16 protein-coding genes are annotated in these 21,203 nt (G+C 56.0%); 8 read left to right on the top strand and 8 right to left on the bottom strand.

What is annotated here, in order from left to right:
• The first annotated feature begins 108 nt into the window (after positions 1–108).
• Positions 109–1,329: an MFS transporter gene (locus NYE48_RS26300; RefSeq protein WP_341000425.1), complete on the top strand. Its 1,221-nt coding sequence runs from the start codon at positions 109–111 to the stop codon at positions 1,327–1,329.
• A gap of 145 nt (positions 1,330–1,474) precedes the next feature.
• Here the strand turns inward: NYE48_RS26300 and fumC are convergent, their stop codons facing one another.
• A complete protein-coding gene (fumC, locus tag NYE48_RS26295) occupies positions 1,475–2,863 on the bottom strand; it encodes a class II fumarate hydratase (protein WP_036706241.1) in 1,389 nt (462 codons plus the stop codon).
• Positions 2,864–3,117: 254 nt separating this feature from the next.
• Here fumC and NYE48_RS26290 point away from each other — a divergent pair, with 254 nt between their 5' ends.
• Positions 3,118–4,374 (top strand): alkaline phosphatase, encoded by a 1,257-nt coding sequence (locus tag NYE48_RS26290; protein WP_212951130.1) that lies wholly within the window; start codon positions 3,118–3,120, stop codon positions 4,372–4,374.
• A gap of 51 nt (positions 4,375–4,425) precedes the next feature.
• Here NYE48_RS26290 and NYE48_RS26285 read toward each other — a convergent pair whose 3' ends face one another.
• From NYE48_RS26285 to NYE48_RS26275, 3 genes are read right to left on the bottom strand one after another with little or no spacing between them, the layout of a single operon-like run.
• Positions 4,426–4,629 (bottom strand): helix-turn-helix transcriptional regulator, encoded by a 204-nt coding sequence (locus NYE48_RS26285; protein WP_341000424.1) that lies wholly within the window; start codon positions 4,627–4,629, stop codon positions 4,426–4,428.
• A 25-nt stretch (positions 4,630–4,654) separates the two neighbouring features.
• The gene (locus NYE48_RS26280; RefSeq protein WP_341000423.1) at positions 4,655–6,199 is read right to left on the bottom strand and encodes a DHA2 family efflux MFS transporter permease subunit; all 1,545 of its coding nucleotides are present in this window, start codon (positions 6,197–6,199) and stop codon (positions 4,655–4,657) included.
• An 18-nt stretch (positions 6,200–6,217) separates the two neighbouring features.
• Positions 6,218–6,853: an HlyD family secretion protein gene (locus NYE48_RS26275; protein ID WP_036706245.1), complete on the bottom strand. Its 636-nt coding sequence runs from the start codon at positions 6,851–6,853 to the stop codon at positions 6,218–6,220.
• Positions 6,854–7,035: 182 nt separating this feature from the next.
• On the opposite strand from NYE48_RS26275, the gene NYE48_RS26270 reads away from it, so the two are divergent.
• The 3 genes from NYE48_RS26270 (at position 7,036) to NYE48_RS26260 (ending at position 9,180) form a co-directional block, all read left to right on the top strand.
• Positions 7,036–7,590, top strand: coding sequence for an NAD(P)H-dependent oxidoreductase (locus tag NYE48_RS26270; protein WP_341000422.1), 555 nt, complete (start codon positions 7,036–7,038; stop codon positions 7,588–7,590).
• Positions 7,591–7,602: 12 nt separating this feature from the next.
• Positions 7,603–8,058, top strand: coding sequence for a hypothetical protein (locus NYE48_RS26265; protein WP_036706250.1), 456 nt, complete (start codon positions 7,603–7,605; stop codon positions 8,056–8,058).
• Between the two features lie 156 nt (positions 8,059–8,214).
• Entirely contained in the window at positions 8,215–9,180 is a 966-nt protein-coding gene (locus NYE48_RS26260; RefSeq protein ID WP_036706251.1) for an alpha/beta hydrolase, read from the top strand.
• Positions 9,181–9,279: 99 nt separating this feature from the next.
• Here the strand turns inward: NYE48_RS26260 and NYE48_RS26255 are convergent, their stop codons facing one another.
• Together NYE48_RS26255 and NYE48_RS26250 are read right to left on the bottom strand one after the other, a co-directional pair.
• Entirely contained in the window at positions 9,280–11,052 is a 1,773-nt protein-coding gene (locus tag NYE48_RS26255; RefSeq protein ID WP_341000420.1) for an adenine deaminase, read from the bottom strand.
• A gap of 25 nt (positions 11,053–11,077) precedes the next feature.
• On the bottom strand, positions 11,078–12,400 hold the full coding sequence (locus NYE48_RS26250) for an NCS2 family permease (RefSeq protein WP_212951120.1): 1,323 nt from the start codon (positions 12,398–12,400) through the stop codon (positions 11,078–11,080).
• Positions 12,401–12,672: 272 nt separating this feature from the next.
• Here NYE48_RS26250 and allC point away from each other — a divergent pair, with 272 nt between their 5' ends.
• On the top strand, positions 12,673–13,920 hold the full coding sequence (allC, locus tag NYE48_RS26245) for an allantoate deiminase (RefSeq protein ID WP_341000419.1): 1,248 nt from the start codon (positions 12,673–12,675) through the stop codon (positions 13,918–13,920).
• A gap of 68 nt (positions 13,921–13,988) precedes the next feature.
• Here allC and NYE48_RS26240 read toward each other — a convergent pair whose 3' ends face one another.
• Complete coding sequence (locus NYE48_RS26240; protein ID WP_445324085.1) at positions 13,989–15,842, bottom strand: LTA synthase family protein; 1,854 nt, start codon at positions 15,840–15,842, stop codon at positions 13,989–13,991.
• A gap of 310 nt (positions 15,843–16,152) precedes the next feature.
• Positions 16,153–17,532 (bottom strand): NADP-specific glutamate dehydrogenase, encoded by a 1,380-nt coding sequence (gene gdhA, locus NYE48_RS26235; protein WP_052146730.1) that lies wholly within the window; start codon positions 17,530–17,532, stop codon positions 16,153–16,155.
• A gap of 287 nt (positions 17,533–17,819) precedes the next feature.
• Between gdhA and NYE48_RS26230 the strand changes: the two genes are divergently transcribed.
• Together NYE48_RS26230 and NYE48_RS26225 are read left to right on the top strand one after the other, a co-directional pair.
• Positions 17,820–20,114, top strand: a complete 2,295-nt coding sequence (locus NYE48_RS26230; protein WP_341000417.1) for a helicase C-terminal domain-containing protein — start codon at positions 17,820–17,822, stop codon at positions 20,112–20,114.
• 82 nt (positions 20,115–20,196) lie between these two features.
• Positions 20,197–21,180, top strand: coding sequence for a Gfo/Idh/MocA family protein (locus NYE48_RS26225; RefSeq protein ID WP_341000416.1), 984 nt, complete (start codon positions 20,197–20,199; stop codon positions 21,178–21,180).
• Positions 21,181–21,203 lie beyond the last annotated feature (23 nt).

Below are 21,203 nucleotides of genomic sequence, written 5' to 3'. Positions count from 1 at the left end.
TTTTCTGAAATTTGCAAAAATACGTCTGTCAATCTTTGAAAGTGGGGGCGATAGACGATTTTTTGTCTCGTTTTCTTGAACGAACATTCCAAAAAAGGAGAGAATCTTATGAAACGCATGTTATGGGTTATTCTGATGATGTCCATCGGGACGACGTTTACTTCGCCTTTATTTCCGCTTTATCAGGAGCATTATCGGTTAAGCAGTTTGCAAATCACGGTCCTATTTGCGGTTTATGCGCTGTTTTTGCTCCCGTCCCTGCTCATTTCCGGGTCCAGAGGGAGCGGCTGGGGACTTAAAAGGGTTTTGCGCTTTAGTATGTGGTTATCCATCATTGCCACGCTTGTCTTTATGGGGAGCCAGCAGGCGTGGCTGGTCTATGCCGCCAGAATTTTGGAAGGCATCGCGTACGGCATCTTTACGGGAACGTCCGTGGCCTTCCTGCTGCAGCAAACCCCCAAGGAGCAAACGGGCAAGGCGCTTATGTTATCGGGAATGACGGTGTCCGTCGGATTTGGTCTGGGACCGGCCATAACCGGACTAGTCATTCAATATCTCCATCTGATGCCGCTCAGGGTGCCGTTCTGGATCTTGACTTTGTTTTTGCTCAGCGGGCTGATCACGCTTGAAACGTTAAAAGACCGGGACTTCGAGGCTCGCAAGCAGCTTGCCAAAACGCCCCCGGCACCGGTTTCCCTCGGGGTTCCCGACGATATTCGCCGTCCGTTCTGGTCCTTCAGCGCACTGCCTTTTTTTACGTTGTTTACGCTGAACGGCATCATCCTGTCCTTGATTCCTTCGTTTGTGAAAGGCGTCCTTCATTCGTCGAACTTGTCGGTATCCGGGCTACTGATTTTGCTGCTGCTTGGAGGCGGCGCTCTGCTGCAGCTGCTGCCGTTCGTCAAACACCCGGTCCACCGTCTGCGCGTAGGCATCGCCTTGCTGTCCCTTGGGGCCTGGCTGGTCGTCTTTTCGGGTTCGACCGGAAGCATCGGCTTGCTCTGGGCGGGCGTTTTGATTCAGGCGCTCGGCAGCGGATGGACGTTCCAGGTCAGTTTGCGCCTGGCCGGGGAACTGCCGAACCCGGAAGCCCGGTCGAAGGTCGTTTCGACCTTTTATTTCGCCGGATATTCGGGATTCATCGTTCCGGTCGTCGGCACCGGCGTGCTGACCTATTTCTTCGATATGAACGTGTCGCTGATCGTACTGAATATTCTTGCTTCCTTGCTGGTCGTTTACATGCTGGCATATTCCGTGAAGTTCGCCCGATATTATGCCCAGCGCAGCGGGAAGCCGCTGACGGGAAAGCGCCGAAGCGTATCTGCGTAACCGCGTGCCTGGTGGGCTAGCCGAACCAAAGCGATTCGGAACGAATGGAGGCATGCCCTAGGAGCTTCAAACGCTTAAAGTTGAGCCCAACCACAAAAGCCCGTCCATTCCGGACGGGCTGATTTATTGCTAAATCAAGATTCCTTTATTCTTTCGGATGAATCATTTGTTCCGGACGCACGACGGCGTCAAACTGCTCTTCGGTAAGCAGGTTGCTCTTCAGGGCGGCTTCTTTCAGGGTCAGCCCTTCTTTATGCGCCAGTTTGGCAACCGCTGCGGCATTTTCGTAGCCGATATGCGGGTTCAGCGCCGTGACCAGCATCAGGGACTGGTTCAGGTTGCGCTCGATGACGGCACGGTTCGGTTCGATGCCGACCGCGCAGTGGTCATTGAAGGATACCATCGCATCGGCGAGCAAACGCGCAGACTGCAGGAAGTTATAGATGATAACCGGCTTGAACACGTTCAGCTCGAAATTGCCTTGGCTGGCGGCAAAGCCGATCGCCGCATCGTTGCCCATCACCTGGCAGACGACCATCGTCATCGCTTCGCTTTGGGTCGGATTCACTTTGCCAGGCATGATGGAGCTTCCCGGTTCGTTGGCCGGGATGGTGAGTTCCCCGATGCCGCAGCGCGGACCGCTGGCCAGCCAGCGCACGTCGTTGGCGATTTTCATGAGATCGGCGGCAAGCGCTTTCAGAGCGCCGTGAACATACACGAGCTCGTCATGGCTGGTGAGGGCATGGAATTTGTTTGCGGCGGAGGTGAAGGTTTTGCCCGTCAGCTTGCTGATGTTGGCCGCCGTCATGTCGCCGAATTTCGGATGCGCATTGATGCCCGTGCCGACCGCGGTTCCGCCGATGGCCAGCTCACGCAGCGATTCGATGCTTGTGCGGATCATGCCTTCGCTTTTTTCCAGCATCCGGTGCCAGCCGCTGATTTCTTGGCCGAGCGTAAGCGGAGTGGCGTCCTGCAGATGCGTTCTGCCGATTTTGATGATATCCATAAACTCTTCGCTTTTCGTGCGGAACGTTTCCTTCAGCTTGGCGATTGCGGGGAGGACTTGATCCTCGACGGCAATCAGGGCCGCGATATGCATCGCTGTCGGGAACGTGTCGTTCGAGCTTTGCGATTTGTTGACGTCGTCGTTCGGGTGCACGCGCTGCTCGCTGCCTTTTTCCTGCAGCATTTGGTTGGCGCGGTTCGCGATCACCTCGTTGACGTTCATGTTCGATTGGGTGCCGCTTCCGGTTTGCCATACGGCCAGCGGGAAGTGTTCGTTCAGCTTGCCTTCGATCACCTCGTCGGCCGCCGCCACGATCGCATCGGCTTTTTCGGCGTTCAGCTTGCCCAGCTCTTTATTCGCGAGCGCCGCGCTTTTTTTCAGGATCGCAAATTCGCGGATCAGCTCCAGCGGCATTTTCTCCGTACCGATTTTGAAATTTTCAAAGCTCCGCTGCGTTTGGGCTGCCCACAGCTTGTCCGCGGGAACTTTAATTTCGCCGATGGTGTCTTTTTCGATTCTGAATTCCACTTGCATTTCCTCCTTCACCACTCGTGAGTTCATATTCGATTCCAAGGCTCGTTACCGGGCCGAAACCGGCCGCAAGAAACGGACCTGTCTCCATATGAAATATATCATAATCTCCCGGCCAGTTGAAATTGAAAAAAAGAAAGCGCGCGAGCAAAAGGATGCAATTAAACATTGCGTTTACATTTCTCTTCATTTCTTTTCATAGTTTCCTTCTATACTAACCCTAGCAGGAACGATATGAAGGAGGAATTATGATGAGCAAAAAGAAACGCAGTATCGTGCAAGCCGCGCTGTGCCTGACGGCGGCAGCCAGCCTTATCGTATCCGGGGGAGCCGTTCAAGCGAAAGGGAACGCGGCGCCGCCCGCCAAAGCGAAAAACGTCATTTTGTTCGTCGGCGACGGCATGGGAACGTCCCAGCGCGATGCCATTCGTTTGAACACGGTGGGTCTGAACGGCAAGCTGCAGATGGACGACATGCCTTATTCCGCATTTTTGCGTACCCACTCCACGTCGGCGGTGACCGACTCCGCGGCAGCCGCCACGGCGATCGCCAGCGGCGTGAAGACGTATAACGGCGCGGTCGGCGTCGACGCCAACAAAAAACCGGCCAAAACGCTGCTTGAAGCGGCAAAAGGCCTCGGCAAATCGACGGGCCTCGTGACGACGAGCCAAATTACGGACGCCACGCCGGCCGCATTCGGCGCTCACGTCGAAGACCGTTCGCAGCAAAGCAAAATCGCCAAACAGTATCTGGATAACAGCAAAGTCGACGTGCTGCTCGGCGGCGGAGAAGACTTCTGGTACCCTGCGGGAAATCCGGGCAAATTCCCGGATCATCCGGCCGAAGATCCTAAAGAAGAAAGCAAAGGCACGGAAGGCAATCTCGTCGATCACGCGAAAAAACTCGGCTATCAATACGTAACGAGCAAAGAAGAGCTGCAAAAGGCGAAAAACGGAAAAATCCTCGGGCTGTTCGCCAACGAGGAGATGTTCCAGCAAAATCCGGAAGGCGAAGGGGACGTATACAACCCTGTCGTTTCGCTTAAAGACATGACGCAAAAGGCGCTGGACACGCTGTCCACCAACAAAAAAGGCTTTTTCCTGATGGTTGAAGAGGAAGGAACCGACGAAATGGCGCATGAAAACAACGCGAAGCTGACGATCAAAGCCGGGCAGGAGCTGGACAAAGCGGTAGGCGTCGCCAAAGAATTCGCGAAAAAGCACCCGGACACCCTCGTGCTGGTGCTGGCCGACCATGAAACCGGCGGCTTTTCGCTCGAGCCCGTCGACGAGAAAGACGAATCCGGCGACGGCATTTCGAAAGAGGACGGACCGTTCAGCATTTACGGCTCGAAAGAGCAGTTTTACGTCGATTGGACGACTTCCGGGCATACCGGGGCGGACATTCCGCTGACGGCCATGGGAAGCGGCGCGGAGCTCTTTACGGGCGTGCACGAAAACACGTACGTGCATGACGCGATCCTGAAAGCATGGGGCGTGAAAAAATAAAGAAAACCTGCCGTTCCTTCCCGGAATGCAGGTTCGTATGAGGGGCAAGCGCTACAAACTCGCTTCTTCGCGGGGGCGTTCGGCGCGGACGACGGTCCGGTATTGGATCGGAGTCGGCCCCTCGTTTTTTTTGAACTTGCGGATAAAATTCGTGGCGTCGATGGAGGCATGCCCGGCTTCGTCCTGCCGCTTTGGACAATAAAAACGCTCCAGCACGCGGGGGGTATCCCCATATGCGGGAGCGTTTTTCGTCATCAAGCCTTCCTGGGCGTTCGGATTATTATTTCGCGGGTTTGGTCCTTTTGCCTTTCCGCGCCCGGCGCAGGAAGAAGGACAACACCAATGCGATGACGGCGATCCAGGTCGCCACGATAAAGGCGTCGTTGATCCCTTCGATCGTTGCCTTTTCGGTCACGACGCCAATGACGCTTTGAAGCGCCAGGGCGTATCCGGTTTCGGCAGGCACACCGGCCGCGGCGGAGATGTTTTGGCTGACCGCGGCCAGGTTTTCGGTCAAAAACGGATTGTTTGGCGTATACAGCTCCGCCGACTGCTCAACGTGGATCGTCGTGCGCGTGGACATGACCGTCACGAGCAGCGCGGTCCCGATCGAACCGGCCACCTGCCGCATCGTATTGGACATCGCCGTGCCATGGGCCCCAAGCCGAGGGGGAAGCTGGTTGAGTCCTTCGGTCTGCACGGACATCATGATCAGCGACATGCCGAAGCTGCGCACCGTGTACAGCAGCATCAGGTGGGAGAAGGTGGTGTCCGAGGTCAGCTTGCTTAATTCGAACGTCGTCAGCGCCGTGATGATGAGACCGACGATCGCAAGCGGCCTGGCCCCGGTTTTATCGAAAATCGCGCCGGAGATCGGCGACATGACGCCCATCAGCAAAGCGCCGGGCAGCAATAGCAGCCCCGACTGGAGCGGCGTGAAGCCCCGGATGTTTTGCAGGTAAATCGGGAGCAGCAGCATCGCGCCGAACATCGCCATGTTGACCAGGCCGCCGATAATGGTGGAAAACGTAAAGATATCGTACTGGAACACCCGAAAATCGAGCATCGGAACCTTCATGTTCAGCTCGCGCACGACGAACAACGCGATAAAGACGAGGCCGACGAACAGCGAGCCAAGCACGACCCCGCTTGTCCAGCCTTTGTCTCCCGCCGAGCTGAAGCCGTACAGAAGCACGCCGAAACCAAGCGTGGAAAAGACGACTCCCCAAAAATCGAACTTCGGTTTGGTCAGCTTGTTGACGTTCGTCAGCCACCGGAAAGCGAACAAAATGTCCAACACGGCAAGCGGGATGACCATGATGAACAAAATGCGCCACGTGTAATGCTCCACGATCCAGCCGGAAAGCGTCGGGCCGACCGCGGGGGCGAACATCATGGCGATGCCCATCGTCCCCATCGCGGTTCCCCGTTTTTCCGGGGGAAACACCGTCAGAAACACGTTCATGACGACAGGCATAATGATGCCCGCGCCGCTCGCCTGAATGATCCGCCCGACGAGCATGATCACGAACGAGTTGCTGACGGCGCATATGACCGCCCCGGCGGTAAAAAGGCCCATGGCGGACATGAACAAGGCGCGCGTTCCGTACGATTCGATCAGAAACGCCGTCACCGGCACGAGCACGCCGTTCACGAGCATATACGCGGTGGAGAGCCACTGGACGGTCGTGGCCGACACGTTGAATTCATTCATCAAATGGGGGATGGCCACGTTCAGAAGCGTTTGGTTCAAAATGGAGACAAAGGCTCCCAGCAGCAGGACGGTGAGCGTTCGCCCCATATGAAATTCCTTTGCGTTTGCCATGGCAGGAAAGCCCCCTCGCTAAATGTGGATTCGGACGGTAGCGTTCATGCCGGGAACGAGCCCGAGACCTTTGTAGCCTTCGATCGTGATAATAATCGGAACGACTTGCGTCACTTTCGTGTAGTTGGCGTTGGAATTCGTCGTTGGAAACATCGAAAACGTCGAAGCGGTCGCCAGTCCGATTTGATCGATTTTGCCCGTCAGCGTCGTATCCGGAAAGGCATCGACATAGACGTCGACCGTTTGTCCGACTTTGATTTTGTCCAGCTTCGTTTCTTCAATGTTGGCGGTGATCCACAGATTGTTCAAATTATAAGCCCTTGCCAGCGTCGTGCCGGGCGCGACATACGTATGGGGAAGAGCGTTCTGCTGTACGATCGTGGAACTGAGCGGAAACGTAATGTCCGTGCGGGTTCCTTGCGCGACGATGCTTCCCACCACTTCGCCCGTTTGGTAATAATGCCCGACCTGCCCGTTCCAGCTCGCCAGCTTTCCGGCCGCCGGCGCGTTAATGGAAACGGCCTGTCCCGTCACCTGCGCATTGTCGGTTTTCACGTAATTCGACGTCTGGTTGTAATAGTAGATCGCCGCACCGCCCAACGCGAGCACGATGATGACGACAAGAACATTGACGAGAAGTGCGCGAGAGTTCATACGTGTTAGTCTCCTCCTAATCTTGGGTAGCTGGTTGCAGCCAGATAAAGTGAGCATCCCCTAAATGGGGATAGCATATTCAGCATTGTCGATTTTTGCATCCGGCCGCCATGCCTATGGATAAATGAAAAGGGAATGGGGATAAATAAGGAATCAAAGCATGAGTAAGGGGGATCATCCGCATGAAAATATACGTGGTTTATGACAGCGAAAACGGACATACCGAAGCGCTTGCCCTTTCCGTGGCCGAAGGCGCCCGCGAAGTCGAAGGAGCGGAAACGGAGATTGCCCATGTCAATGAGGCGGATATTTACAAGCTGGAAGGCATGGACGCCATCATCTGGGGCTGCCCGGGGCATTTCGGGACGATCAGCGCCGGGCTGAAGACATGGATCGATCGTCTGGGGTATTTATGGGCCCAGGGCAAGCTGATCGGAAAAGTGGGCGGCGTATTTTGCACGACCGCTACCGTTCACGGCGGCCTGGAGTCGACGTTAATCAACCTGATTACGCCGATGCTTCATAACGGCATGATCATCGTCGGGCTCCCGAGCGACATTCCGGAAAATGCCCTGTACGGCTCTTATTACGGCGTTGGCGTCACCTGCCCCGTCGAGCTGTCCGATGAAGATCCGAAAAACCTGCCAAGCGAAAACGACTTGATCCTTGGGCGCGCTTTGGGCAGACGGGTGGCTGAGGTAACCAAACGGCTGGTTGCTTCATCGGCCTCAAGGTAGGGTGAATGAACGATGGTCATTGCATTCGTGGTGCTCGCCATTGCAGCGCTTGTTTTTCTTTTCGTCTATAACTCCCGTGCCGGCAAACGGGCCGGCAAACGCAAGGAAATAAAGGAACCTGCAAAGCAAGAAGCGGCTGAAACGCCCGAAGCTCCGCCTGCGATGTCCATTCAGGATCTTCCTCCGGAGGTCGGGCCCCCGGCCGCGGCTCCGTCAGAACCTTCAAGGACGGTCGCGCCAAGAGCCGCGGACCGGACGGCGCTGGCGGAAGCCGAATCGGAGGCGCACCGGTCCGCAAGCGAAGGCGACCGGGCTTATCGCGAGGCTCTGCGCAAGTTTGCGGGGTATGCTCCGGAAGAAGTCCGGCAGGAGAAGGCCGAAGCCAAGCCGGACCCCAGCTCCGACGATGCTTACCGCGAAGCGCTGCGGGCCATGGCGCGCAAACAGCAAAATAAAGGAGACTCCTGAAGCGGAACTCCGAGCCTCAAAAAGCAGCCGCAGCGGACATAAGCCGCGGGCTGTTTTTTTGATTGGGTCAATCATTGTGAAAGACCGCGGCAAGTGGTATTTTTAAAAGGTACATATTTACAGTGGCTCGATCGCAATTTCGGTAAGGAGGAAAACATGACCGCGGCAATGATCGTCTTTTTATGCGTGATCGTCATCCTGCTGCTTCTTTTCGGAGCAAGCATATATTTCTATAATGTAGGCATCAAACGAAGCCGGAAAGATTTCCTGGAAACCGATCCGGCACTGGTAAAAATGGATCATCCGTGGGAACATGCGGAGGAATGGCTGAGCAGCCAGCCTGTCGAAACCGTGCATATTCAAGGAGAGGACGGGCTGCCGCTGACGGGATATTACATCCCTGCGCCCCGGCCGTCGAACCGGACGGCGATCGTGGTACACGGATATAACAGCCAAGGACGGGAAATGGGCGCTTTCGCCAAGCTGTACAGCGACATGGGTTTCCATGTCCTGATGCCGGATAACCGCGGACACGGGCAAAGCGGCGGCGATTACATCGGTTTCGGCTGGCATGACCGCAGGGACGTCGTGCAGTGGATCCGTTATATTTTGGAGCGAAGCGGGCCCGACATGCAGATAACGCTGCACGGCGTCTCGATGGGCGGGGCAACGGTGCTGATGGCCAGCGGCGAGCAGCTCCCCGACCAGGTAAAATGCATCGTCTCCGACTGCGCCTACACTTCGATCAAGGACATTTTGACGTACCAGCTGAAGCAGATGTACAAGCTGCCCCCGTTTCCGCTATTGCCTGTAACCAGTCTGGTGTGCAAGCTCCGGGCAGGTTATTTTTTCGGTGAAGGTTCGGCCTTGAAGCAGGTCGCCAAAACGCGCCTTCCCATTTTGTTCATCCATGGGGACAAGGACGCGTTTGTTCCTTTTCCAATGGTCCATCGCCTCGCAGCGGCGGCCGGAGGAGAAACCGATTTGTATGTCGTGCCTGCCGCGGTCCATGCGAATGCCTATTTTGTTGACAAAAAGGAGTATGCGTATCGCATAAGCCGTTTTGTGGAGCGTTATTTGTCCCCTGTGCCGGAAAAAGCGGAAGACCAGCCGGTCGTGTAAGCAAAACCGGAATCGGCGCCGGATCGAAAAAAGAAGCCCCCGAACCGCAAGGACGTTGGACGTCCGGCGCGGTCCCGGGGGCTTTTATGGTTCAAAGGATTATTTGGTTTCGATAATCAGCGGGACAAGCTCCTGCTTGTTGACGTCCACCAAGCCAAGATCGGTAATTTTGGCTGCCGGAATGACCGGGAGCGTGACGACGATCATGCGGTGGATCGGGTTTTTGCCCGGCATGACTTCGGCCTGGATGATCTCGATGAATTCTTTGATTTTCGGCGCGAAGGTTTCGCCTTCCTCCAAGCTCATCAGCCCTGCAAGCGGGAGCGGAAGGAATGCGATCACCTTGCCGTTTTTGACGGCGATCATGCCGCCGTTGCGCTTGCGCAGCTCGTTGGCCGCCATGACCATATCGTCGGTGTTGACGCCAAGGACGGCCAGATGGTGGCTGTCATGGGCAACCGTCGTCGCTACCGCGCCTTCGATAATGCCGAAGCCTGCCGTCAGCCCGAGCGCCTTATTGTTGTTCAGTCCGTGGCGATGCCATACGGCTACGCGGTTCAGAGGCCCTTTATGTCCGTCATATGCTTCCGGGACAAGCTGTCCGTCTTTGACCGGCAGCACGGTTTCGATGAATCCGGTAGGAAGGCCGGGCGCAAAATCGTATTCGATGACGCGTACGCGCGCTTCGGTGGCGTTCGGGTCGTAGACGTCGAGGCGCAAATCGTCGGCGTGGATTTCCGGCAGGTGCACGGTTTGCAAATACGCCTGCGGCGGCTCCAGATGCTGCTGGCGTTTGATCAGCCTGCCTTCTTTGACGATCGCTTCGCCGCCGATGAAAACGTCGGAGACGTTCATCGTTTCAAGCGCGTCGACCAGCACGATGTCGGCAAGGCGTCCCGGAGCGATGGCTCCAACATCCTTGCGGTTCAGGCGGTTTGCGGCGTTCAGCGTCGCATAGCGGATGGCGTCCACGGCCGGAATGCCTTCTTCGATGGCACGGACCACGACGTGGTTGATATGGCCCCGGTCGATCAGGTCGGATGCCAGCACGTCATCGGTGCACAGCGTAACGTTCGGCAGGTACCCTTTGCCGGCGATCGCCTTGGCGACTTCGGCCATATTCAGCGAAAAGGAGCTTTCGCGAATGTCCACGATCATGCCGGCGCGAAGTTTGGCGATCGCTTCTTCCATGGTGCGGCATTCATGGTCGGAGTCCGGTCCGGCGACGAGGTAAGCCGACAGCTCGCGGCCGACGACCGTCGGCGCGTGTCCCTGCGGAATTTTGCCGGCGCGTTCATTGGCTTCGAGGATGCCCATCATGCGCGGGTCTTCGTGAATGACGCCGTGATAGTTCATCACTTCGGCCACGCCGTCGATGCCGTCCCAGGTCAACATGCGTTCGATGACCTCGGGCGTGAAATCCGCCCCGCCCGTTTCGACCGCCGGGGCGGACGGCACGCAGGACGGCGCCAGCGTCATGACGCGCAGGTCCAGCACCTTGCTGGCTTCGACCATGTAACGAACGCCTTCCTCGCCCAGGACGTTGCCGATTTCATGCGGATCGGTCACGATCAGCGTCGTGCCGTGAGGCAGCACGGCTTCCGCGTAATGGGCCGGCGTCAGCATGCTGCTTTCGATGTGCAAATGCGTATCGATCAGTCCGGGAACGGCGAACTTGCCTTGCCCGTCGATGGTTTCGTTGGCTTCAAGCTCCGTTTCGCCCGGCGCGGTGACGTGAACGATGGTGCCGTCCGCGATGCCGATGGCAGCCGGGTAAATTTCGCCGGTAAAAACGTTGACCAGCCGAATGTTGTTGATCGCTAAATCCAGTGGATGATCGCCGCGTGCGGCGGCAATAAGTGTGCGGTTCATGCTGAATCGATCTCCTTATCCCAGATTATTTGAGCCAGAGGTAGTAGATAAGCGGAATGCACAAAATCCATAACCCGATATGGATATCGCGGAATTTGCCCAGGAATACTTTGATGACGACGTAAGACAAAATGCCGAATACGATACCGTTCGCCAGGCTGAACGTAAGTCCCGCAGAGATGACGGTGAGCAAAGCGGGAAGGAATTCTTCCCATTCTTCCATGTCGATGTTCTTCAGCGTGGCGAGCATGGACAAGCCGATGACGATCAGGGCCGGAGCCGTAGCCGCGCTAGGAATGAGCAGGATGAGCGGCGTAACGAACAAAGCGAGCAGGAACACAACCCCCGTCGTGACGGCCGTGAGGCCCGTGCGTCCGCCGGCTTCGACGCCGCTCGCGGATTCAATGTAAGTCGTGATGGTCGTTTGTCCGAGCAAGGATCCGCCCACCGTCGCGATCCCGTCGACGATAAACGGCTTTTTGATATCCGGAAGGTTCCCTTCCTTGTCGAGCAGGTTCGCTTTCGCTCCTACGCCGAGCACGGTGCCCATGGTGGAGAAAAATTCCCCCGTGAAAAAGGTAAACATCAGCGGGAAAAACGCAAGCTTCAAGGCACCGGGAATATCGACCTGGAAGATGATCGAAGACGGATCCGGCGGCAGGGAAAATAAATCCCCGAAAGAATGCGGAAGCTTCGTAATGCCCATCGGTATCCCGATGGCGGACGTGATGATGATCCCGATGAAAACGGCCGCCTTTAATTTGCGCGCCATCAGGCCGATGATGATGACCAGCCCGATCAGGGAAAGCAGCACGGTCGGCGAATGCAAGCTGCCGAGCGTGAGCGTTCCGGTTTTGTTTTGTACGATGATGCCTGCATTGGCAAAGCCGGTGCCGATGATGAACAAGCCGACGGCCGCGCCAATGGCATGCTTGATATTTTTAGGAATGATGCGGGATATCGTTTCGCGCAGCCCCAAGAAGGTGAGCAGCAGGAATACCACGCCGGAGATGAACACCATCCCGAGTCCCTGCTGCCATGTCGCGAGGCCCGCGGCCACGATGCTGTAGGCAAAAAATACGTTTCCGCCCATGCCGGGCGCTACGCCAAACGGCCGTTTCGCGTAAAGTCCCATAATAATGCTGAACAGGCCGGATGCCAGCAGCACCGTTACCATGACGGCACCCTGATCCATGCCTGCGGCTTTCATCAAGTCCGGTTGGACGACAATGATGTATGCCATCGTGACGAACGTGGTGAGACCGGCGAGAATTTCGGTTTTCACGTTCGTCTTATAATGGCTGAGCTTAAAAAAGCGGTCTAACCAAGATAATCTCGTGCTGTTCATGATTGCTGGAGGACTCCTTTGTCTGGTTGTGTTTTCGTCTTCTGCCTTGTAACTATACCATGTACATTTTGAACGCGTCAAAGGAAAAAGCGAACTTTGCGCAATATCATAGTCATTAATGTTCGTATTTACAGAAAAAAAGGAGCCGGGCAAACCTGAAAACAGGGCTTTGCGGGTATACATAGAAATTTTGTTGCAGCAGTGATATGGTGTATAGAAGCGAAGAAGAGTATGCAGAAAATCCGGTATGAGCGGGGATATTTTGCATCAGCTTGAAAACCGAGACAGGATTGGAGCAGGAAGACATGCAGATGACCGAACAGCTTATCGAGTGGTTGGGCCGCTACGGGGCGGATGCGGACGGCGGAGTGACCCGTCTTTTATATACGCGTTCCTGGAAGGAAGCGCAGGAGGCATTGGCGGAAAAAATGAAATCGCTTGGGCTTGAACCCGCTTTCGACGATGCCGGCAATTTGTTCGGACGGCTGCAGGGCACGGATGCGGACAGCGAGTGCATTTTGACCGGTTCGCACGTGGACACCGTGCAGCGCGGGGGGAAATACGACGGAGCGTACGGGATCGTGGCCGGAATCGCGGCGCTGGCCCGCCTGCGCGAGAAATACGGAGCGCCGAAAAAAACGATCGAGGTCGTCGCTTTTTGCGAAGAGGAAGGCAGCCGGTTCCCTTATAACTATTGGGGATCGACGTTTCTGACCGGCGCTGCGGGTTACAAGGATGTGGAGCATGCGCGGGACCATCAGGGGATTTCTTTCATGGAGGCGATGAAGGCGGCGGGCTTCGGGCCCGGAAGCCGGGGGCGCGGGGCGCGGACGGATATCGGCGCCTTTATCGAGCTGCATATCGAGCAAGGAGCGATCTTGGAGCAGGAAGGGCAAACGATCGGCATCGTCGAGCAAATCGTCGGTTTGCAGCGTTATACCGTCCGCGTGAAAGGAGAGGCGAACCATGCGGGGACGACGCCGATGCCGTACCGCAGGGATGCGATGCGGGCTGCCGGCGAGATGGTGGCGGCGGTCATGGACGGCGCGGATGAGATCGGTGCGCCGCTTGTGGCGACGGTCGGGCGCATGGAGCTGATTCCCGGCACGCCTAACGTCATCCCGGGGGAAGTCATCTTCACCATGGACGTCCGCCATCCCGACGGGGCCAAGCTGGAAGAGGCTTGCGCCCATTTCGTCGGCCTGCTGCATGAGGTTGCCGGGCGGCGCAACGTCGACATCGAGACCGAACGTTGGATGAATACCGCGCCGATTGCCATGGATGCGGAGCTTACGGATGCCATCGAGCGGATCTGCCAATCGCGGGATTTGCCGTACCGGCGGATGCCGAGCGGCGCAGGCCATGACGCCCAAATCTTGGCGGCCTGCTGCCGGACGGCCATGGCTTTTGTCCCGAGCCGAAAAGGCATCAGCCATTCGCCGCTCGAATATACGGAACCCGAACATTTGGAAGCCGGCGTTCAGGTGCTGACCGATTTGCTGCACCAGCTTGCGTATTAGCCGTAATGATATGAAAAAGCCCCGCCCTGATTGACATCAGGAGCGGGGCTTATTTGCCGCGCGGGGGCTTACTTCAGCGGCTGCTGGTTCACGTAGCTGTCGGAAAGCTTCAGCAGCCGGAGCGCGCGATTGAATTCATCTTTGGTCGTTCCTTTGCCGATCGAATCGTTTCCGCTCAGCGGGTATTGCGTGCCATCCTCATATCCGCTGCCGGACATGAACATCGCGTTGTCGTTCAAGAACGATCCGGAAGGCAGGTAATACCGCTGCGGGAGCAAATTATAGGTCTGGTTCAGCAGGTCCTGCCCGAAATGGACGTGATCCTTCAAGGAAACGCCAAGCAGGTTGGCCACCGTCGGCATAATGTCGGTTTGCCCGCCGACCTCCTCGCGGATTTGCTCGTGCGGAACGCCGCTGCCGGCAATGATCAGCGGAATGTTCAGCATGTCGGTGTACGAATATTCATGCCCGTAAATTTCTTTCATGAGCTCTTTATCGTCATGGTCCAGGGAATAAATCGGCAGTCCCATATGGTCTCCGTATATGACGATCAGGCTGTCGTCCCAGAGCCCTTTTTGCTTCAAATCCTCGATGAAAAGCCCCAAAGCGTAATCGGCATAATTTTGCGCCCGGATATAGTCTCCGACAAAAGTGCCTTGGTAACGTTCAGGCAGCTCCATTTTGTATTTTCGGGCCGGAATCGTAAACGGGTGATGCGCCGACATCGAGATGATTTGGGCGTAAAAAGGTTTGTCCTCCCGGTCGAGCTCCTGCAGCTTCTTGGCCGTCTTCGCGTACAGCACCTCGTCGGAAGCGCCGAAGAATACCAGATCGTCTTCCCCGAAATAAGACTGGTCGTAATAATGCTGGAAGCCAAGCGAGGAATACAGCTCCTCCCGGTTCCAGAAATGCACCTTGTTGGTGTGCAGCGTAAGCGTATTGTAGCCGTTTTGCTCCAACAGACGCGGCAGGCTTGGCAGCTTTTTGTCCACGTAACGTTGGGTGGCGGCTCCGTCCGGCGGAATGTAGAAGGAGGTGTTGACCACGAATTCCGCATCCGACGTATTTCCTTGTCCGACTTGCTGGTTAAAGTTCGAGAAGTAGAGCTGCTCCTTGGCAAGCTTGTTCATGTTCGGCGTAATTTCCTTGCCGTCGATTTTCAGGCCGATCAGGAAATTCTGGAACGATTCCAGCTGAATGATGATCAGGTTTTTCCCCTTGGCATTCCCGAAATATTTGGGATGGTCGGGCACGGTAATGCCCTTCAGTTTGTCGATGTCGGCCTGATGGATGTTTTCCAGCGGAATGAGCGGCTCTTTCTTCTGCGAAAAAATCGTATAAGCCTCATAGTTGAGAATGCCCATTTGCTGGGCTTTTTTGATTTCGTTCATGCTGGCCCGGTTCGGCAAAATGTTAAACAGGCAGACGACCAGGCACAAGATGAAGACAACGGATACGACGCTTTTTTTCGGCTTGCGCTTGATGCTGATTCTCCATTCCTTGACCTTGCGGCTTTTCAGCAAAAGCACGAGCAGCACGATAATATCGGCAAACACAAGCAGATAATACGGGTCCATCAGCGAGAACACGCTGCTTTTGACCTCGGTTACCTGGTTGACCTGCGCCAAGGCATGGTAGTTGACGATGACGCCGTAGTACTTGAAATACATGATGACTGCGAAAAAAACGCCGGTGAGTATGATGTTTACGATCGTATAGGCCATGAGCTTGCGCTTGGAGGCGCACCATTCGATCAGGCAAAACAGCAGCCATATGAAAGGGATTTCCGTGATCAGCACCCTCCAGGGCAGCCAATCTCCAAACGTTACGGCCCAGGCAAGGTACCCCTTCAACAGCAGAATGATCGTAAAGATCGCAAACGGCTTTTTTAAAATTTGGGCAATGGATTCACGTGACACGATACGACTTCCCTCCGTTGAGAAAAACAACTAGCCGCCCAGCGGGCAGCGAAGCAGGTGATGGATGCGGATTTTCGGAGCTTCGTGAGTCAAAAAAACTTGCAAAATTCCGGATCGTAATAAAAATATTATGCCCCTCGCCAGATCAGAAGTCAAAACCGGGGACAAAACATTTCAAGGCAAATTCGGGGTAAAAAGCCGTTTCGCGGCCAACAACAAAAAACATCCGGCCTTCCGGAAGAAAATAGGTTTGCCGCAAGGGGCAAATTTCTTCCGGGAAACCGGATGCTTGTAAAAAATGAATGAGACCGGATTAGATGACGCCTTGGGCGATCATCGCGTCAGCCACTTTGACGAAGCCGGCAATGTTGGCGCCGACCACGAGGTTGCCCGGGTAGCCGTATTGCTCGGCCGCTTGGGCGCTGTTGTTGTAAATGTTGATCATGATTTGATGCAGCTTTTCGTCGACTTCTTCGAACGTCCAGGACGTACGGATGCTGTTTTGGGACATTTCGAGCGCGGACACGGCTACGCCGCCGGCATTGGCCGCTTTGGCCGGTCCGAACAGAACGCCGTTTTCAAGGAATACATCGATGGCGGCCAGCGTCGAAGGCATGTTGGCGCCTTCCGCCACGGCTTTGACGCCGTTGGCTACGAGCAGCTTCGCCGCGTTTTCGTCGATTTCGTTTTGGGTCGCGCAAGGCAGGGCGATGTCGCAAGGGATCGTCCAGATGTCCGAGCAGCCTTCGAAATATTTTGCGCCCGGATGCAGCTTCACGTATTCGCTGATCCGTTTTCTTTCGACTTCCTTCAGCTGTTTCACCGTTTCGAAATCGATGCCTTCCGGATCGTACACGTAACCGGCGGAATCGCTGCATGCCACGACTTTCGCGCCGAATTGGTTCGCTTTCTGGATGGCGTAAATGGCCACGTTGCCGGAGCCGGAAACGACGACCGTTTTGCCTTCGAGGCTGTCGCCCTTCGCTTTCAGCATTTCGTTGACGAAATATACCGTGCCGTAGCCCGTCGCTTCAGGACGAGCCAAGCTTCCGCCGTAAGTGATGCCTTTTCCCGTCAGGACGCCGGCTTCGTTGCCGCTGCGAATGCGCTTGTACTGGCCGAACATAAATCCGATCTCGCGGGCGCCTACCCCGATATCGCCGGCAGGAACGTCAACGTCCGATCCGATGTATTTGTACAGCTCGGTCATGAAGCTTTGGGTAAAGCGCATGACTTCGGCGTCCGATTTGCCTTTCGGGTCAAAATCCGAACCGCCTTTACCGCCGCCGATCGGCTGGCCTGTCAGGGAGTTTTTCAAAATTTGCTCAAAACCGAGAAATTTGATGATGCTGGAGTTTACAGAGGGGTGAAAGCGAAGTCCGCCCTTGTAAGGGCCAATAGCGCTGTTGAATTGGACGCGGTAGCCGCGGTTGACGCGCACGATTCCTTGATCGTCTACCCAAGGAACCCGGAAGGTAATCAGTCTTTCAGGCTCAACCAGTCTTTCCAGAATGCCGTTCTCCATGTATTTGGGCTCTTTGGCCAGCACGGGAACGAGCGAGTCGAGGATTTCCTTGACGGCCTGATGGAATTCGCTTTCGTTCGGGTTCCTTTTACACACCGTTTCGAAGACTTCATTGACATACGATTTGGCTTTCTTTTCCGCAGGCAGTTCTACATGCAAAAATGTCATTGGCTTCTCTCCTTATCCCTGGATTCAAAATTACAGAATGCTGAAGCATTAAGAAAATCTAACTTAAGGCTTACGCATTCTGTAAGCATGAATCTGTATTTAAACAAGAATTATACACGAGAGTGCCGGAAATCTTCAACCCTTTAATACTTTAAACAGGCAATATTTTTTTGGCTTCCGGAAACATTTTGGACAACTTTTTGGAAGGAACACCCTTTTTCTGGGAAGGGGAGGTAGGCTGCGGGAAGAACGATGTGGTATGATATTGAAAAACAACAGGGGAACGGGTGATCCCATTGACTGGCGAAGAAACGAAAAGCAACATCGTACATATTTCGGTTAGGCCGCTCGTGGAATATGTATTCAGCAGCGGGAGCATCGATTCCGGTTTCCGGACCCCGGCCGCGATGCATGAGGGCACCCGGATTCACCAGCAGGTGCAGCGGGCGTACCGGGAAGGGGATCATAAAGAAGTATATCTTAAAACGGAAATCCCGTTTGACGGCATTATATATCAAATCGAAGGAAGATGCGACGGTTTGATCGTCACGGACGAGGGGCTGACCGTCGACGAAATCAAATCGACCTCGGCCGGACTGGACATGCTTGAGGACGGGCGAGCCGTCCATTGGGCCCAAGCGGAGGTATACGCTTATATTGTAGCAAAGGATCAGGGTTTGGAGCGCGTGGGCGTTCAGCTCACTTACGTAGACGCCAAAACGGGGGAGGAAAGGCGGTTCAAGCGCACCCGCACCTTCGCCGAGCTGACGGATTTCGTGACGGACGTCGTCAGGCGGTACGCCCCCTACGCCGCCCTGCGGCTCGAAAATGTACGTCTCAGGGATGAGAGCATCCGGGCGCTGCCGTTTCCTTTTCCCGCATACCGCGAAGGGCAGAGAAAGCTGGCCGGGTCGGTGTACGGGGCGATCATGGAAAAGAAAAAGCTGCTGGCCAAAGCGCCGACCGGGATCGGCAAAACGATGTCCACCCTGTTTCCGTCCGTCAAAGCGATCGGCGAAGGGCTGCTCGGGCAAATTTTTTACCTGACGGCAAGAACCATTACCCGGACCGCCGCGGAGCAGGCGTTAGGCCTGATGCAGGAGAAGGGGCTGCGCCTGCAGTCCGTCACGATCACCGCCAAGGAGAAGGTCTGCTTTCAAGAGGAGACCGTATGCACGAAGGAAGCCTGTCCGTATGCGGACGGTTATTACGACCGGATTAACGGCGCGGTGCTCGACATTCTCGCCAACGAAACGATCATGACGCGGGAGGTGCTTGAGCGGTACGCCCGGAAGCATAGGGTCTGTCCCTTCGAGTTTTCGCTTGATGCGGCATATGCGGCGGATGCGGTCATTTGCGATTACAATTACGTTTTTGATCCGCGCGTGTCGTTCAAAAGGCTGATGGAAGAGCAAAAACGGCGTACGGTGCTGCTGGTGGACGAAGCGCATAACCTGGTCGATCGGGGGCGGGAGATGTTCTCGGCCGACATCGGCAAAGCCGGCTTTCTCCAGCTGAAACGGGATTACAAGCAGCGCAACCGGGCCGTTGCCCAGGCCGCGGACGCCGTGAACAAATACTTCATCGAATTTCGGAAGGCTTGCGGCGACGAACGGACGCATGTGTCCGAAGAAGCTCCCGAAGAGCTGGTTCGTCTCCTGGAGGCCTTTGCAGGCGAGGCCGAACGGGAACTGGCCGCAGGCCCGGGAGAACAGCAGCTTCTGCTGGAAACGTATTTTGCTGCCCAAAACTTCATCCGCACGTCCAAGCTGTACGACGAACGGTACGTGACCTATGCGGAGATTATGCGCAGCGACGTCACGATCCGGATGTTTTGCCTGGACCCTTCCTATTTGCTGGCGCAGGCGGAGAAAGGGTATCGTTCGACGGTGTTTTTCTCGGCGACGTTGACGCCGCTTTCCTATTATCGGGATATGCTGGGGGCGGATGCGGACGATTATGCCGTCTCGATCCCAACGCCTTTCAAGAAGGAGCAGCTTGACGTGCAGATTCACCCGCTGTCCACCAGGTACCGCGACCGGGAGCGGACGCGCGAAGCGCTGGCCGATTTGCTCTACCGGCTGGTTACCGGAAAACGGGGCAATTACATGCTCTTTTTCCCTTCCTACCAATATTTGCAGAGCGTGTATGAAGTTTTCGCCATGAAATATCCGGACGTCGGGACGATCGTGCAGGGACCCGGCATGGCCGAAGAGGAGCGGGAGCGTTTCCTGTCCGCTTTCCGGGCGGATAATCGCGATACGTTGGCCGGGTTTGCCGTGCTCGGAGGCATTTTCTCGGAAGGCATCGACCTGCAGGGAGACCGCCTGATCGGCGTGGCCGTCGTCGGCGTCGGGCTGCCCCAGCTCGGGCTGGAGCGGAACCTGATCCGCGACCATTTTAACCGCGAAGGCAAAAGCGGCTACGATTACGCTTACGTTCTGCCCGGCATGAACAAAGTGCTGCAGGCCGGCGGCAGGCTGATCCGCTCGGAGCGGGATACCGGGGTTTTGATGCTGATCGACGACCGGTTTACGCAGCCGCATTACCGGGCGCTGCTTCCGGAGGAATGGAAGAGCTAGGCGGAACGGATGAAATCCGTAGCCAACCCTTCCGAACGTCCTGTATGATAGGGGATAAATACGGAAGAAGGTGGGATCTGCCATGGCGCTTCAGATCGGAATCATCGGGACAGGCTGGTTCAGCAAGGTACACGCGGATTTGCTGGTCGCAGCCGAGGGCGTAAAGGTTCGGGCTTTTTTGGGGACCAGCAAGGAGAAGGCGGAGCATGCGGCGCAGCCGTACGGGGCCGCCGGATATGGGGACCTGACGGAAATGCTGGAAACGGAGCGGCTGGACGCGGCATACGTTTGCGTGCCCCCGATGTCGCACGGAGCGATCGAACGGGAGCTGATCCTGCGCCGCATCCCGTTTTTGGCGGAGAAACCGCTCGGACTGGATACGGACGTTCCGCGGAGCATCCTGGCAGGGGTGGAGGAAGCCGGTTTGCTCACTTCGGTCGGGTATCATTTCCGCTACCAGTCCAACATGGATAAAATGAAGGAACTTTTGCGTCAGCAGAAGGCGGGCATGGTTCTCGGCCGCTGGATGGACGGCATGCCCGGCGTTTCCTGGTGGAGGAAGCAGAACGGTTCCGGAGGGCAGTTCATCGAACAAACCACGCATCTGGCGGATTTGCTTCGTTACTTGGCCGGCGAGGTGGAGGAAGTGTATGCGCTGTACGGCAGCCGCGTCAAACATGAGCAGGAGGAAGGCGTGGAAGTCTCGGATGTCGGCACGGTCACGCTCAAGCTGAAAAGCGGCCTGGTCGCCAATATTTCCAATACGTGCGTGCTGCCGGCGGGAACCGAAGCGGACGGCGTGGGACTGGCCGTTTATACCGATCAGGGAGTGCTGGATTGGAACCCGCGGCGCTTATCCTGGATCAGGCCGGGCGAGCGGACGGAATACCGGGAGCCTTCGAATCCATACCAAAAAGAAACGGAAGCGTTCCTCCATGCGCTGCGCACGGGTGACCGCTCCCGGATTCGTTCCGATTATGCCGACGCGTACAAGACGCAGGCCGTCACCTGCGCCGCGCTGGAATCGGCGGGTACCGGAAAGCCGGTACGCGTCAATTACGAGTGAAATCGTTCCATCAGATGTCCATC

Origin of the sequence: Paenibacillus sp. FSL M7-1455, assembly GCF_038004655.1 — a bacterium.
Lineage (GTDB): Bacteria > Bacillota > Bacilli > Paenibacillales > Paenibacillaceae > Paenibacillus_AQ > Paenibacillus_AQ cookii.
Note: the sequence above shows the minus strand (reverse complement) of the source record. Positions and strands in the feature narration are given on the sequence as shown.

What these genes read in the sequence shown, in the direction of transcription:
- NYE48_RS26300 (WP_341000425.1), top strand. Translation starts at nt 109, where the DNA reads ATGAAACGCATGTTATGGGTTATTCTGATGATGTCCATCGGGACGACG.
- NYE48_RS26290 (WP_212951130.1), top strand. Translation starts at nt 3,118, where the DNA reads ATGAGCAAAAAGAAACGCAGTATCGTGCAAGCCGCGCTGTGCCTGACG.
- NYE48_RS26285 (WP_341000424.1), bottom strand. Translation starts at nt 4,629, where the DNA reads ATGACGAAAAACGCTCCCGCATATGGGGATACCCCCCGCGTGCTGGAG.
- NYE48_RS26280 (WP_341000423.1), bottom strand. Translation starts at nt 6,199, where the DNA reads ATGGCAAACGCAAAGGAATTTCATATGGGGCGAACGCTCACCGTCCTG.
- NYE48_RS26275 (WP_036706245.1), bottom strand. Translation starts at nt 6,853, where the DNA reads ATGAACTCTCGCGCACTTCTCGTCAATGTTCTTGTCGTCATCATCGTG.
- NYE48_RS26270 (WP_341000422.1), top strand. Translation starts at nt 7,036, where the DNA reads ATGAAAATATACGTGGTTTATGACAGCGAAAACGGACATACCGAAGCG.
- NYE48_RS26265 (WP_036706250.1), top strand. Translation starts at nt 7,603, where the DNA reads ATGGTCATTGCATTCGTGGTGCTCGCCATTGCAGCGCTTGTTTTTCTT.
- NYE48_RS26260 (WP_036706251.1), top strand. Translation starts at nt 8,215, where the DNA reads ATGACCGCGGCAATGATCGTCTTTTTATGCGTGATCGTCATCCTGCTG.
- NYE48_RS26255 (WP_341000420.1), bottom strand. Translation starts at nt 11,052, where the DNA reads ATGAACCGCACACTTATTGCCGCCGCACGCGGCGATCATCCACTGGAT.
- NYE48_RS26250 (WP_212951120.1), bottom strand. Translation starts at nt 12,400, where the DNA reads ATGAACAGCACGAGATTATCTTGGTTAGACCGCTTTTTTAAGCTCAGC.
- gdhA (WP_052146730.1), bottom strand. Translation starts at nt 17,532, where the DNA reads ATGACATTTTTGCATGTAGAACTGCCTGCGGAAAAGAAAGCCAAATCG.
- NYE48_RS26225 (WP_341000416.1), top strand. Translation starts at nt 20,197, where the DNA reads ATGGCGCTTCAGATCGGAATCATCGGGACAGGCTGGTTCAGCAAGGTA.